The following is a 15,261-nucleotide window of genomic DNA, read 5'->3' as shown; positions in this document are numbered from 1 at the left end:
CAAACTTTCCCATATCGCAGAGTCCAGATTTTGCAAGGGTTATGGTATAATAGAAGAATTGAAAACATGAGATTAGAAAGGAGACGTCGTAAGCTTCTTATCGCTCTCGGTTAGCTAGCATTACGGCAACTTTAATCATGTCATTTGATGGTTTTTTCCTACACCATTTAACCAAAGAATTACAAGACGAGCTTCTCTACGGACGCATTCAAAAAGTTAATCAGCCTTTTGAGCACGAGCTTGTTTTAACCATTCGTAATAACCGTAAAAATTATAAACTGTTACTTTCTGCCCACCCTGTTTTTGGGCGCCTGCAAATTACTAAAACAGACTTTCAAAACCCTCAAACACCTAATACTTTTACCATGATTATGCGTAAATACCTTCAAGGTGCTGTTATTGAAAGCATCACACAAATTGAGAATGACCGTGTTTTAGAAATTGCCTTTTCAAATAAGAATGAAATTGGTGACAACATCAAGGTTACCTTGGTTGTTGAAATCATGGGCAAACACAGTAACATCATCTTGATTGATAAGGCTGAAAGTAAGATTATCGAATCTATCAAACATATCGGTTTCTCACAAAATAGCTACCGAACAATCTTGCCTGGTTCAACTTACATTGCTCCGCCAAAGACAGATGCTAAAAATCCTTTTACTGTTTCAGATGAAAAATTATTTGAAATCTTACAAACCGAGGATTTGGCACCACGTCATCTTCAAAAACTCTTCCAAGGTTTGGGACGTGATACCGCTGAAAATTTGGCAGCTCAGCTTAGTGATGACAAACTCAAACAGTTCCGTGCTTTCTTTGCTCGACCTGTCCAGCCAAATATGACTGACAAATCATTTGCTGCAGTGCCATTTGATAAGAGTGGTCAAACTTTTGACAGCCTTTCAGAATTGCTAGATGTTTTCTATCAAGATAAAGCTGAACGCGATCGCGTCAACCAACAATCAAGTGACTTGATTCACCGTGTTCAGACTGAACTCGATAAAAACATCAAAAAACTAGCAAAACAAGAAAAAGAATTAGCAGCTACTGAGAACGCCGAAGAATTCCGCCAAAAAGGCGAACTCTTAACCACTTATCTCTCAATGGTGCCAAACAACCAAGACCAAGTGGAACTTGATAACTACTACACTAATGAAAAAATCACTATTGCTCTTGATAAAAGTTTGACCCCTAACCAAAATGCTCAGCGCTATTTCAAGAAATACCAAAAACTAAAAGAAGCTGTCAAACACTTAACAGGACTCATCGAAGAAACAAAACACACAATCACTTATCTTGAAAGCGTCGAGACAGCTCTAAGCCACGCTTCTATCTCTGATATCGAAGACATTCGTGAAGAGTTGGTGGAAACTGGTTTTGTCAAACGCCGCACGCGCGATAAACGTCACAAGCGTAAAAAACCAGAACAATACCTTGCTTCGGATGGCAAGACAATCATCATGGTCGGACGCAACAACCTGCAAAATGATGAATTAACTTTCAAAATGGCGAAAAAAGGTGAACTCTGGTTCCACGCTAAGGATATTCCAGGCAGCCACGTACTCATCAAGGACAATCTTAACCCAAGCGATGAAGTCAAAACTGACGCCGCTGAATTGGCAGCCTATTACTCAAAAGCTCGCCTATCAAATCTTATCCAAGTTGATATGATTGAAGCTAAAAAACTCAACAAACCTACTGGTGCCAAACCTGGTTTTGTCACATACACTGGTCAAAAAACACTTCGCGTTACACCAACCGAAGAAAAAATCAATAGCATGCGCATTGAAAATAAGAAATAACTTGCTATTAAGATTGCAAAAAAGCATTGGCTTTTAGCCAATGCTTTTTGTTTATTCTTCAGTTTTATCGATTAGTTTTGAGTGACGGTAACCATAAGCAAAGTAAATGATTGTTCCAATGACAAAGGCAATGATAAAGCCATACCATGTCTCAAGCTTACATTGTGTCATCAAAGCCAAGCAAACCACAATTGATAATATTGGCAAAAATGGCACCCAAGGTGTTCTGAATTCCCCTTCTTTTGGCTCACCAAAATCTTTACGAAGTTTGATAACACCAAAAGCAAGCAAGATAAGGTAAGCCAAAGTCACAATATTTACCAATAAAGCTAGGATTTCCAAAGGAAAGACTCCAGAGAAGAACATTGTGACAATCCCAACAAAAATAGTCGCTTTCTTAGGAACTTTGCTCTTAGGTGTCAATTCTTGGAATTGTTCCGGCAAAAGCCCATCACAACTGACATTGTAAATCACACGTGACAAGGCAAACATCATAGAAATACATACCGTTACCAATGTGAAAATAACCACAACAGAAACGATATTACCTACTAATGGAAAACCAATGCTACGTAAAACAAATGGTACCACGTCAGCTGTATTTAATTTTGTATAGTGAACAGTTCCAGTTAAAACCAAAGTAACCAAAACATACAATAAAGTTGTCAATCCAATTGAAAAGAAGATACCTTGCGGAATTTTCTTTTGAGGCTCTTTGGTCTCATCAGCCGCCATAGAAATTGATTCAAATCCAAGAAAAGCAAAGAACATCAATGACGCACCAGCCATGATACCAACTTTTCCACCATAAATTTGACCAAATCCGAACGGTGTGAAATCACTCCAGTTTTGCGTATTAATTGCTGTCAAACCAAGAGCGATAAAGATAAGCAAAACCGCTAATTTAAAGATAACCAAAATAGAATTAAATCTCAATACCGTTTGAACCCCTAGTACAACAAGGGCTGTCACACAAAGTAATAAGATAACAGGAACAATATCAATATAAGTTCCCTTTGCAGGATTAAAAGGACCACTCAAAGCTGTCGGCAAACTAATGCCAAAAGTTTTCAAGAAAGCTTTTAAATACTCTCCCCAACCAGAGGCTGCCGTTGAAATCGCTCCTGCAAATTCAATCATCATAAACCAACCTGCAATCCAAGCTGGGTACTCTCCAAAAACAGTATACAAATAGCGATACACACCACCTGAATGTGGCAAGCGTGAAGAAAATTCTGCAAAGAATAAAGCTGACATGGTTACACAGATAGCAGCAATAATAATTGAAATAGTAATCGCAGGTCCTGCATATTGAGAAGCACCTACTCCTGTTATCGTGAAAATCCCAGTCCCAACAATCGAACCTACCCCTAAAAAGATAAGTTCAGCAAGCCCCAGGCGTCGTTGCAAATGACTTGTCTTTTGCGCCATCGGGGTCTTTCGAAAAATATCCATACATTCTCCTGTTTTTTCTTTGAAATCGTCATGCAATTCTTATAATTCTATCAATTCTTGATACAAGATTCACATGCACAACGTCTTTTATTTTAGGATAAATATAAGTAAAAATCAACTCTATATCTCATTTTTATCCGTAAAAAAACACATTACTAAAACAAGATAAACTCGTTTTTAGAAATGCGCCTTTTTCATATGCGATAACTAGACGATTTATTCGCTTTTTTTGATGTCTTCTTTCAATTCATCCATGTTAAATTTTGCAAAAAGGTATTTGCGATCTTGAACTGGGAAACGTTGATCAAGTTGATCAACTGGTCCTACTTCAACAACACCTTCTGAAATCACAAAATCCATCACATGACCACCAAAGGTTAAATCATCTGAAATAAAGTGTAAATGATAACCAGCAACACTCACACCATGGAACATCTTAGGTGTCCAGATACCCACAATAGTCCCCGTGACATTTTCACGTGAATATTCAGGTTGGCGTGTTGCGACTTCTGCAAATTTTGTATTTGGCGCAGATTTTGGAATCATGCGAACATGCATGTTAGAAAAAGCCCCTTTAATCTTAATCGAACGGAACAAGTTTACCCCATCATAATATGACTCGATACGCTTTTTCAACTCAGCATCTGTCATTTCAAAACGTTGTTTAAAAATCACTTCTGCTTGATGAGGAACAACTGCAGCGTAAGGAACTTTGACATCATCAGAAACCTCAACAATTTCAGGTTTTCCGTTTGAACCGATAGCTTGATAGGCTTTACCGTCTAGAATAATCAACTCTCCATCAATAGAATCGAGTGTCCCGATTCCTAAATCACCATGCTCTAGTAGCTCACCGATGGTTAATGTTCCACCATAAAGACCAGCCATCAGGGCACTTAAGGTATTATATTGAAAAAGTTTAATTGCTTCTGACATATTCTCCTTCACTTTCGTCATTTAAAATTAACTGTCATTAATATTTTATTGCCAAATGAGCTAAATTGCAAGCTTAATAAAACTCGTCTGGTAAGATTGTTTCACCAAGTTTAATGTTATCTTTGTAATCGATTGGAATATCGATAAGTACTGGTCCGTTTTCTGCTTCAGCAAGGGCTTTTTTGAAGGTTGCTTCAAAACCTTCTTTGCTATCAACACGGTAACCTTTAGCACCGAAGCTTTCTGCGTATTTGACAAAATCAACAGGACCAAAATCAACACCTGAAGAACGACCGTATTTCATCTCTTCTTGGAATTCAACCATGTTGTATTTACCATCGTTCCAGATAATGTGAACGATTGGCAAGTTAAGGCGAACTGCAGTTTCTAATTCTTGCGCTGAGAAGAGGAAACCACCATCACCAGATACAGAGATAACGGTTGTATTTGGACGAACAAGGGCTGCTGAAATTGCCCAAGGAAGTGCTACACCGAGTGTTTGCATACCATTTGAGAAGAGCAGGTGACGTGCTTCGTATGATTTGAAGTAACGTGCCATCCAGATGTAGTGACTACCAACGTCAACAGTTACAGTCATATCATCTGTGATATTTTCTTGCATAACATCAATCACATCAAGTGGGTGAACCACACCAGGATTTGAGTCACGGTCAAATTTCACATCTTCAACCACATTTTTCTTAAGATTTTGAAGGTAGTCTACTGATGCTTTTGGTAAAGTGTAACCATTAACTGCTGGTAAAAGCAAATCAATCGTATCAGCAATATCACCAATCAATTCACGTTCAGGTTGGAAATAAGTATCAACTTCAGCTTGAGCCACATCAATAACAATGATACGTGCTGAAATCTCAGCGTTCCAGTTTCTGGCTTCGTATTCAATTGGGTCATAACCAATCGCAATGACAAGGTCAGCTTTTTTAAGCAACATGTCACCTGGTTGGTTACGGAAAAGTCCTACACGACCAAAGAAAGTGTCTTCTTCAAGTTCACGTGATACGATACCTGCCCCTTGGAAAGTTTCAACAACTGGCAATTTAACAGCTTCAAGCAATTTACGAATTGATTTTGTGACCGCACGTGTTGAAGCACCATTTCCCAAAAGTAAAACTGGCAACTCAGCATTGCGAATCGCTTGAGCAAGATAGTTCACGTCATCAACAGATGCTGAACCAAGTTTAGGGTCAGTTAGTGGCTTAATAGCTTTTACAGATACTAAACTATCCGTAACGTCTTGCGGAATTGAGATAAAGCTTGCGCCGCGTCGACCTGATTTAGCTACACGGTAGGCATTGGCGATGATTTCAGAAAGTGTATTTGGGTCATGCACTTCAACAGCTGACTTCGTTACTGGTTCCATCATCGCAACGTTTTTCATTGATTGGTGTGAACGTTTCAACAAGTCACAACGTTTTACTTGTCCTGAGATGGCAAGAACTGGGTCACCTTCATCAGTCGCCGTTACAAGACCAGTTGCTAAGTTTGACACACCAGGACCACTTGTTGTAATTACAACACCTGGATTACCTGTGATACGTCCGATACCTTGCGCCATAAAGGCTGCATTTTGCTCATGACGTGCAACAATCAATTTTGGACCTTTGTCTTCAAGTGTATCGAAAACACGGTCAATTTTTGCGCCCGGAATACCAAAAACGTATTCGACGTCATGGTTAATAAGGCTATCTACAACAAGATCAGCCCCATATTGCTTTTGTTCAGTCATTTTATCTCCTATATGTCTTTAGATGACTAATTAAGAACAGATTTTTAAAGTTCCAATACATCACAATTTCAAGAAAATCTGGCGATAAAATTAGTCAAATCTAAATCACAAATTTTTATTTTTTCACAAATATGAATCAATTATACCATAGTTTTACGAAAAGTTTGTGAAATTTCGCTTGTGAAATTTTTCTTTATCTTTCTAAAGTAAGATTGAAAACATTCTTGAAAATTACAAGAAAAAACACGACGAAATTGTCGTGCTTTTTACTCTATTTTTTTCGGCTTGTTCTGACAAAATCATAGATGGTCATCAAGATAAAACCACCAAATACCACAAGAATATTGCGAAGTGGTTCACCACTTTGATCAAAGAATGATAGCAAAACAAAAATGATAATAACCGTTATCAGGTTACTAGCCAAAAGACTCTTAAAATTCATCTTCATTTAAAAATTCCACCATATTGACATCATCTGGAACCATGGTTAAGTAACGTTTAGCCACATCTTTGGCACGATCTGTATAACCAAATTCGCGCAAAATATAAGCATAGTCTTGCAAGAATTCTGGATTATCTGCCAAATCCGTTGCCAAATCATCATAAATCTTGAGGGCTTTTTTATCAGCTTCAAGCGCTTGATAGGCTTTGGCAATGTTCCATTTAGTAAGGACATTATCAATGTTGTCACGATTAAGGGCAACAACATCGTCATAGCGTTCTTCTTCTAAGTACAAGTTAGTCAAACGCATCAAAACATCTTCATCGTCAACCGCTACGTCTTTTGCTTTCAAAAGATAGCTTTCGGCTTGTTTGGTATCGTGTAATTCATACGAAAATTGTGATGCTGCGAGCAAAAGATTGGTATCAAATTCATTTTTAGCCAAACCTTTTTGAACCAAACGAAGTGCTTCTTCAGTTTTATTTTCTTCATGAAGAGATTGTGCGTAAACATACTCATACCCTTCAAAGTCAGGATTCATTGTCTCCAATTGTTTGAAGTAAATATTTGCTTTTTGGTATTCATCTTGATCATACAAAATTGTCGCTAATTCAAAGATTGTATTGTCATCGTATTCAATCTCAACAGCTTTTTCAAGAAACTCGATAGCTGCTTCAAATTTTCCGAGACTGGCATAAGCACGACCGATACGTTGATAAGTTGAGACACCAGTTAGTTCAAGAATATCTCGATTATCTAGCTTAGCGTATTCTTTGATAGCTTGATTGTAATTACCAAGTTCCATTTCGATTTCAGCCAAACCAAAAATAACCAAAGGTTCATCACTAATCTGACTCGCTTGGAGAAGTTTTTCACGCGCAACGTCAGCTAGCCCTTCCATTTCATAGATATCTGCCATAACAAGCAAAGCAGACAAATAAGCATCGCTCTCAGGCGAAATCGCATCAAGATATAAGAAAGCACCTTCGATGTCACCATCTTCTGTCGCAATCTGAGCTAGGTTAATATTAACTTCAGGATAATCTTCACGTTCTTGCAAATAAATTTCTTTTGCTTGTGGCAAGAAACCAATGCTCTCAAGATACTCCGCTAATTCCAAAAGAGTCTCAGCATCGTCTTCTTTCAAAGCTCGTTTAAAATATTTATTGGCATGCTCTAAATCTTGACTCTGAATTGAGGCAACCATTTTTTCACTATTTAACATCTTTTGATTCTTCTTCTCCTTCTTCTACAATTAACTCTTCTTCATATAAACCACTGACAGCTTTGTACCAGTCAAAAATTTCTTTAACAACCACCTTGATAGAGGCATAAACCGGAATTCCAAGGAATACTCCCCAAATACCAAACATTGAGCCAGACGTTAGCAAAATAAACATAATGGTAATCGGATGGATGCTTAGCTTGCTTCCCAAAACCAAAGGTGCTACAAAACGCCCTTCAATCGTTTGTTCAACCACAAAGGTCACAAGAACCTTAATCAGCATAATTGGTCCTTGAACAATCCCCATAATCACAACCGGAACCATAGCTAAGAAACTACCAAGATATGGAATCATATTAAGGAACCCTGCAATAATACCAAAAGTTGCCGCATAACGCAAACCAATCATATTAAAGAAGATTGTGAACATGATTCCAACAACAATCGCAACGGTTACTTGACCTTGAACATAACCAGCAAGCTGCTTGTTGATATCTCCAAGAATACGTGACGTTGGGCGACGCATTCTAGTCGGAAGTGCCTTAATCAACCCCTCTTTCATCTTATGACTATCTCTTAAGAAATAAAAGAGAATGAAAGGCGACATGATGATAGCTAAGGTCACACGAGCAATAGCGCTAGCAAAGCTTGATGCCCAGTCAATAGCATTCTTAGAAAAGCTTTCCGCATAATCAACAGCTTTATTACTGATATTAGCCAACATGTCCTGCAATTCTGACTGATAATTAGCCAACCAAGGACTCTTCAAAAGCTTAGAACTTTCAACGTTGACACTTTTAACATAAGCAGGTAAATTCTCAACAAATGAGGTTAATTGCCCTTCAATCATAGGAATAAAACTTGCCACAGCCCAAATGAGTAAAGCCACAATAACAGCATAAACAATGAAAATTGAAGCCGTTCGATTAACACCACGTCGTTCAATCAATCCAACCAAAGGCTTAATCAGATAGTAAAGAATTGCCGAAATCACCAAAGGAAGCATGATGATGGCTAAAAAAGACAAAACAGGTTTAAATAAAAATGAAATCTTAGTGAACAAATAAAGGGTCAAAAAGACAAGAAAAGTGACCATAACTGTCACAGTAGCTTGACTGTTTAAAACCCATTTAAAAAACCAAGACTCCGTAAATTTCTTTTCTTGATGACGATCCATAAAAACTCCTCTCTTTAGACAACTTCAATAAAGACTACTTATTGTCATAAAAAGTAACGCTCTTATCGACCAAACGTTGCTTGTCATCATAAGTAAACTTAGCTGAGAAGAATGGCACATCATCTAAAATCCATTTAAAGATTTCATAGTCACCTTCCCAAGTTGGTTTTGATAATACCTTATCATAAGGAACCCACTCAAGAGTACCCTCACGTGATTCTTCGTCAGAGATTAATTCACCTTCAAAATCAGTCACCTTAAAGACATAAGTATACCAATCGTGACCAGGTGTAAATTCAGGGAAAGTAATCACTCCCTTAAAATCCATTTTCTTAACTGTAAAATGCGTTTCTTCAAAAATTTCACGTTTGGCACATTCATCAGGCGTTTCACCCGCTTCAAGTTTACCACCAACCGAAATCCATTTTCCCTCATGAACATCATTTGGCTTTTTATTACGATGCAAAAGCAAAAGTGCCTCACCGTTATCAATATAACAAATCGTCGCTAACTTTGTCATCTTTCTCTTCTTTCTCGTTTTCTTCTATTGTACCAGAAAACCAAAGACAATTCTTGAATCAAAGCATAACTTGTAAAATAATTCTAAGTTTTTATAGATATTTTTCAATTAACCTTATCTTAGCTTTGCTTTTTTCTCAAAAACTAAAAAAAGCCCCGCACCAAGCGTGGCTTGATACGATAGGCTTTTTAAATTATTTATCAAGAACTTTTTGTGTTTTAGCGTAGTTAGCTTCAACTGCTTCTTTTTCAGCTTTCCACCAATCTTGGTTATCTGTGTACCATTTGATTGTTGCTTCAAGTCCTTCTTCAAAGTTAGTGTATTTTGGTTCCCAACCTAATTCTTCACGAAGTTTAGTTGAGTCGATTGCGTAACGAAGGTCGTGACCTGCACGGTCTGTTACGTGATCGTAGGCATCTTTTGGTTGACCCATTTTTTCAAGGATAAGTTCAAGAACTTCTTTGTTGTTCTTTTCGCCATCTGCACCGATAAGGTAAGTTTCACCGATACGTCCTTTAGTCAAAATTGCCCAAACACCTGTTGAGTGGTCGTTTGTGTGAATCCAGTCACGAACGTTTTTACCATCACCGTAAAGTTTTGGTTTAATTCCTGACAAGATGTTTGTGATTTGACGAGGAATGAATTTTTCGATGTGTTGGTATGGTCCGTAGTTATTTGAACAGTTAGAGATTGTTGCTTTAACGCCAAATGAACGTACCCAAGCTTTAACGATCAAATCTGATGCAGCTTTTGTTGATGAGTATGGTGAACTTGGGTTGTATTTAGTTTCAGCAGTGAATTTTTCACCTGGACCTTCACCATGTCCTGGAAGGTCTTCACGAAGTGGAAGGTCTCCGTAAACTTCGTCAGTTGACACGTGGTGGAAACGGATATCGTATTTACGAGCTGCTTCCAAAAGTGTGTATGTACCAACAAAGTTTGTTTGGATGAATGGACTTGGATCTTTTAGTGAGTTATCGTTGTGGCTTTCTGCAGCGTAGTGAACAATTGCATCAGCTTTTGCAGCCAATTTATCTACCAATTCTGCATCTGCGATATCACCAACAACCAACTCAACACGGTCACCAAGGATTTCTTCCAAGTTTGCACGGTTACCAGCGTATGTTAATTTATCAAGAACAGTAACGTGTACATCTGGGTGATTGTTGTAAACATAGTGTACGAAGTTTGAACCGATGAAACCTGCACCACCGGTTACAATGATATTTTTGTATTCAGACATAATTAAGATACAAAGGGACGTTTCGCTCGCGAAAAATCTCATAGAAAAATAGGAAATCTGACGCAGACGACTAGCGTCTAGGAAGATTTATCTTTTTTCTTAGAGATTTAGTCCCGTGTTCAGTTTCTTAAAACTGAACACTCCTTTCTGATTAATTTTTTATTTTTATTACAAATCTTCTTTACGTAATGGTTTAACGTCTTTAAGCAATGGGTGATTTTTATCTGCTTCAGAAACTTCTGCTTCTTCCAAGTTTTCCCATTTGATACCAAGAGTTGGGTCAGCATAGTTTACAAAAGCGTATTTTGGTTTAAGTTCAAGTGCCCAGTAGTCGTTAACCAAGTAGCTGTATGATACTTTATCAGACAATACTTGGAAACCGTTAGCGACACCACGTGGTACAAAGATACCTTTTGAAGCATCGATAACTGTTTGGTAAACATGACCAAAGCTGTCACCTTCACGTAAGTCAACCCATGAACCTAGGACTTTACCTTCGTCAGCAACTGAGATGTATTTGTCCCAAGGTTCTGCGTGAAGTCCACGCAAAACGTTTTTATGTGAAAAGCTGACGTTATTTTGTAATTTTCCTTCTGCAAAGAATGATTCTGGGAAACCAAGAGGAAGCATTTTTTCTTTTTGGAAGTTTTCTTTAAACCATCCGCGGTTGTCACCGTGAACAGGAATATCAAATTCAATCATTCCTGGGATGGCTTCGATTTTACGTGCTGCTAATTCTTTACCAAAAAACTGTTCTGTCATTAGTCTTCTCCAATCAAACGGAGCAAGTATTTTCCGTATTCGTTTTTCTTAAGTGGTTGTGCAAGGTTGTAAACATCTTCTTTTGTGATGTAGCCCATGCGGTATGCGATTTCTTCCAAGTTTGCCACTTGAAGGTTTTGCATACGTTGCACTGTTTCAATGTATTGAGCTGCTTCAAGAAGGCTTTCGTGTGTACCTGTATCAAGCCATGCAAAACCACGTCCCATAACTTCTACAGAAAGGTCGCCACGTTCAAGATAAGCTTTGTTAACATCTGTGATTTCAAGTTCACCACGTGCACTTGGTTTGATGTTTTTAGCAATTTCCACAACATCATTGTCGTAGAAGTAAAGACCTGTTACAGCGTAGTGTGATTTTGGATGTTCTGGTTTTTCTTCGATTGAGATAGCATTGAAATCTTCGTCGAATTCAACAACACCAAAACGTTCTGGGTCTTTTACTTGGTAACCAAAGACAGTAGCACCTTTTTCTTTGCTTGCTGCTTTTTGAAGCATTTTACTTAGACCTGCTCCATGGTAAATGTTATCTCCCAAAACAAGAGCAACATTGTCATCTCCGATAAATTCTTCACCGATGATAAAGGCTTGTGCCAATCCATCTGGACTTGGTTGAACAGCGTAAGAAAGTGAAATACCAAATTCTGAACCGTCTCCAAGTAGTTCTTCAAAACGATGAATATCAGTTGGTGTTGAGATAATTAAGATGTCTCGGATACCAGCCAACATCAATGTTGATAGTGGATAATAAATCATTGGTTTATCATACACTGGCATAAGTTGTTTTGAAGCCGCACGAGTCAAAGGATACAAACGTGTTCCTGAACCTCCTGCAAGAATAATACCTTTCATAGTTAGGTCTCCCTCTTTATTATTAAATATCAATATTAACTATCAGAAACTATTCTATCATTTTTTGCAAATGCTGTCACTAAATTTCCTAATTTTACAAGCTTTTAACGAAAATTACTGACAAATGTCAGTAATTATTTATAAATGATAAAACGGATTCGTTTCAGCTTTACTAGCTACAAAATCAACTGACCAGTGATTTTCACTTTTCCAAGCATTAAATTTTTCAAGTAATTTATCAACCATGAGCACTTCAATATGATGCCCTGGGTCGATAGCAAGAATACCGTTTGTAATCATCTCTTGAGCAGTATGATAGTAAATATCACCAGTAATGTAGACTTGTGCCCCTTTTGCCATTGCTTCACGATAAAAACTTTGACCACTACCACCACAAATAGCCACACGATTAATGAGCTTATCTTGGTTTCCGTATGCAACCAAACGAACACTATCTAAGTTGAATTTTTCTTTAACCTTAAGAGCAAATTCTGAAAAAGTTTGCTCCTCAATCGTTCCAACTCGACCAATCCCGTAACCATCAGCCGTAGGACTTAAAATCTCTGTATCGGTAATGTCTAACAGCTCACAGAACCAATCATTTAAACCATCTGGTACAATATCGATATTTGTGTGACTCACGTATACGGCGATATCATGTTTTACCAAGTCAAGGTAAATCTGATTTTGGGGAGTCGCCACAAGGTCTTTTAGCGGACGAAAAATGGGAGCATGCTTAACGATAATCAAATCAACATTTTTCTCGATTGCTTCTGCCACTGTCGTTTCACGCACATCAAGAGCAATCATAACACGATTGACCTCTTTATCAAGTGTTCCAATTTGAAGACCTGAAATATCACCTTCCATAGAAAGCTCACGCGGACAGTAAGCTTCGTAACGTTCAATGATTTCACTTGCTTTCATTGATAGCCTCCTTGATAGCTGCCATTTTTTGTGAAATAGCTGCGCGGTCGTCAACGCGATTTTCTGGAACGTGAGGCAAAGCGATTTCTAATTTTTTCAATTCTCGTTGCCAACGTGCTTTGAAGACAGCTGATTTTTCTTGGTTCAAGAAAGGACCAAAGCGTAAGTCTGTCTCTGACAAAGTCATTTGTCCGTGTTCAACAACCATGATTTCATAAAATTTATCATTTTCTGTCATAATTTCTTCAGTGACAAGTTTGAAGCCATTGTTCATCAACCAAGCACGAAGCTCATCTTCACGATTATTAGGTTGCAAGATGAGGCGGTCTACACTTGCTAATTTTTCAACTCCTGCCGCCAAAATATCAGCAATCAAGCCGCCGCCCATACCACAAATCGTAATCGTTGTTACTTGGTCTGATGCTTCAAAGGCTGCCAAACCATCTGCCAAACGCACAACGATTTTATCTGCCAAACCAGCGCCAGCAACATTACGAACTGCTGATTCATATGGACCTTTGACAACTTCACCAGCAATGGCAAAATCAATTTTTCCCTCTTCCATCAAGGCAATCGGTAAGTAAGCATGGTCACTTCCGACATCCAGTAAGCGTGCTCCTTGCGGTACAAATTCTGCTACGGCAGCTAGACGCTTAGATAATACTGTTTGCATAATTCTTCCTTCTAAAATATCATTCTTTTTAATTATATCAAAAACAACTTCTCCTTACAAAAGCATAACAAAAGCAACTCAAGTGAGCTGCTTAGTTAGTTTTCACATTGTCTTTATAATATTTGCAATAAGCTTGAACTGGGCAAATATCACATTTAGGCTTTTTAGCTAAGCAATGATAGCGTCCAAAGAAAATCAAGCGATGATGTGTCAAAATCCAATCTTTCTTTGGAATTTTTTTCATCAAATCTTCTTCGATTTCTTTAACATCAGCATCTGGTGCAGAAATATTCAGGCGCTTAGCAATGCGTGACACATGCGTATCCACAGCAATCGATGGGATACCATAAACTTCTGCTAACACAACATTAGCCGTTTTTCGCCCCACTCCTGGCAAGGTTTCTAACTCCTTGTGGGTCTTAGGGACTTGCCCGTCGAAATCTTGTAAAATCGCTCTTGCTGTCTTAATGATGTTTCGAGCTTTGTTCTTATAAAGTCCAATAGTTCGCAAACACTCCTCAACATCAGCCAAATTTGCCTTAGCCAAATCCTCGATTTCTGGGTAATATTTCCAAAGATTTGGAGTCACCTTATTCACTGCTTTATCCGTCGTTTGAGCAGACAAAATCACCGCGATAAGCAGTTGAAATGGCGTCTCCCATTCCAACTCGCCACGCGCTTCTGGATACATATCACCAATAATAGCTAAGATTTTCTTTAAACGCTCACGTCCAACTCTCATTAGTCACTCCACAAATCCATTGCAGCCAAAAAGTCATCTGACACATTGACTTTACCTGCTTTTGAATCTTCATGCTCTTTGCGACGTTCCTCAACTTGGCGCATTGTTGTAATGCCTTCACGACGCCAATTTCGCAAAATGGCATTGATGTAATTCCAGTTTGTCTTGCCGTTAAACACAGCTTCACGAAGCGCTGCGCGCACTAGGTCTGGATCCGTTTTATCCTCACGAATAGTTTTTTGCAAATCTTCCAATTCAAATGGACTTAGCATACGACCTAGCTCACGTTCAAAATCTTCGACAAGTTCTTTCACAGGATTTACATCTTGTTTTTCAGGAACTTGTTTTGGTTCAGATACTAATTTATCCAAAAGGGCTAAAACAGGACTAGCATCAAAAATCACTTCGATTTCACTACCAAGTTCAATAGTCTTCATATCAAGCAAACCTTGGGCAGTCAAATCAGAAATCGAGCGGTTAACTTCTGCCACTGTTTTATTCAACGCGCTAGCAATTTGACTAGGTGCCAAATCATCCATCTTAGTCGTGTTTTGGAGATAAATAAACTGCCAAATCAAAAAATCATCTGCACGTTTAAAAATGTCTTTGTAATGAAAGAGAAGAGCACTCGGCAATACAAGATTGCCTGATTTATAATTTTCCAAATAACTCATAATATATTCCTAAAAAATCATCACATTTAAAACTGAACCTGACAAAGATAAAGCAAGATTTGACCGACAA

15 protein-coding genes are annotated in these 15,261 nt (G+C 38.2%); 1 reads left to right on the top strand and 14 read right to left on the bottom strand.

All coding sequences use genetic code 11. The annotated features are described in order from the left end of the window. The first annotated feature begins 137 nt into the window (after positions 1–137). Positions 138–1,799, top strand: a complete 1,662-nt coding sequence (locus BMX18_RS04910; protein ID WP_074563425.1) for an Rqc2 family fibronectin-binding protein — start codon at positions 138–140, stop codon at positions 1,797–1,799. 51 nt (positions 1,800–1,850) lie between these two features. On the opposite strand, the gene BMX18_RS04905 is transcribed toward BMX18_RS04910, so the two are convergent. From BMX18_RS04905 to BMX18_RS04840, 14 genes are all read right to left on the bottom strand, one after another. Next, entirely contained in the window at positions 1,851–3,254 is a 1,404-nt protein-coding gene (locus BMX18_RS04905; protein WP_093815378.1) for an APC family permease, read from the bottom strand. A gap of 216 nt (positions 3,255–3,470) precedes the next feature. Further along, positions 3,471–4,190: an acetolactate decarboxylase gene (gene budA / locus BMX18_RS04900; RefSeq protein WP_093815376.1), complete on the bottom strand. Its 720-nt coding sequence runs from the start codon at positions 4,188–4,190 to the stop codon at positions 3,471–3,473. Between the two features lie 73 nt (positions 4,191–4,263). Continuing rightward, positions 4,264–5,937: an acetolactate synthase AlsS gene (gene alsS, locus BMX18_RS04895; protein WP_074563422.1), complete on the bottom strand. Its 1,674-nt coding sequence runs from the start codon at positions 5,935–5,937 to the stop codon at positions 4,264–4,266. 271 nt (positions 5,938–6,208) lie between these two features. After that, on the bottom strand, positions 6,209–6,385 hold the full coding sequence (locus tag BMX18_RS04890) for a sec-independent periplasmic protein translocation protein TatC (RefSeq protein WP_074964779.1): 177 nt from the start codon (positions 6,383–6,385) through the stop codon (positions 6,209–6,211). Next, complete coding sequence (locus BMX18_RS04885; RefSeq protein ID WP_074563420.1) at positions 6,369–7,604, bottom strand: tetratricopeptide repeat protein; 1,236 nt, start codon at positions 7,602–7,604, stop codon at positions 6,369–6,371. Before BMX18_RS04885 ends, BMX18_RS04890 begins: the two co-directional genes overlap by 17 nt. After that, the gene (locus tag BMX18_RS04880; RefSeq protein WP_074559722.1) at positions 7,594–8,781 is read right to left on the bottom strand and encodes an AI-2E family transporter; all 1,188 of its coding nucleotides are present in this window, start codon (positions 8,779–8,781) and stop codon (positions 7,594–7,596) included. Before BMX18_RS04880 ends, BMX18_RS04885 begins: the two co-directional genes overlap by 11 nt. 34 nt (positions 8,782–8,815) lie before the next feature. Further along, on the bottom strand, positions 8,816–9,301 hold the full coding sequence (locus BMX18_RS04875) for an NUDIX hydrolase (RefSeq protein WP_093815374.1): 486 nt from the start codon (positions 9,299–9,301) through the stop codon (positions 8,816–8,818). 193 nt (positions 9,302–9,494) lie between these two features. Further along, on the bottom strand, positions 9,495–10,544 hold the full coding sequence (gene rfbB, locus BMX18_RS04870) for a dTDP-glucose 4,6-dehydratase (protein ID WP_006532368.1): 1,050 nt from the start codon (positions 10,542–10,544) through the stop codon (positions 9,495–9,497). 168 nt (positions 10,545–10,712) lie between these two features. After that, positions 10,713–11,306 carry a dTDP-4-dehydrorhamnose 3,5-epimerase family protein gene (locus tag BMX18_RS04865; protein ID WP_020916519.1) on the bottom strand — a complete coding sequence of 198 codons (594 nt, stop codon included), beginning with the start codon at positions 11,304–11,306 and terminating at the stop codon, positions 10,713–10,715. Beyond that, positions 11,306–12,175, bottom strand: a complete 870-nt coding sequence (gene rfbA / locus BMX18_RS04860) for a glucose-1-phosphate thymidylyltransferase RfbA (RefSeq protein WP_074482010.1) — start codon at positions 12,173–12,175, stop codon at positions 11,306–11,308. The genes BMX18_RS04865 and rfbA overlap by 1 nt, the downstream gene beginning before the upstream one ends. Before the next feature lie 138 nt (positions 12,176–12,313). Next, positions 12,314–13,102, bottom strand: a complete 789-nt coding sequence (locus BMX18_RS04855; RefSeq protein ID WP_093815372.1) for a Nif3-like dinuclear metal center hexameric protein — start codon at positions 13,100–13,102, stop codon at positions 12,314–12,316. Next, positions 13,089–13,775, bottom strand: coding sequence for a tRNA (adenine(22)-N(1))-methyltransferase (locus tag BMX18_RS04850; RefSeq protein WP_093815370.1), 687 nt, complete (start codon positions 13,773–13,775; stop codon positions 13,089–13,091). The genes BMX18_RS04855 and BMX18_RS04850 overlap by 14 nt, the downstream gene beginning before the upstream one ends. A 91-nt stretch (positions 13,776–13,866) precedes the next feature. After that, positions 13,867–14,517, bottom strand: coding sequence for an endonuclease III (gene nth / locus BMX18_RS04845; protein WP_093815368.1), 651 nt, complete (start codon positions 14,515–14,517; stop codon positions 13,867–13,869). Then, positions 14,517–15,191, bottom strand: a complete 675-nt coding sequence (locus BMX18_RS04840) for a DnaD domain-containing protein (RefSeq protein WP_074601616.1) — start codon at positions 15,189–15,191, stop codon at positions 14,517–14,519. The genes nth and BMX18_RS04840 overlap by 1 nt, the downstream gene beginning before the upstream one ends. Between the last annotated feature and the right edge of the window lie 70 nt (positions 15,192–15,261).

It is taken from the genome of Streptococcus sp. 45, from assembly GCF_900108865.1.
Taxonomy (GTDB): Bacteria; Bacillota; Bacilli; order Lactobacillales; family Streptococcaceae; genus Streptococcus; species Streptococcus ruminicola.
Note: the sequence above shows the minus strand (reverse complement) of the source record. Positions and strands in the feature narration are given on the sequence as shown.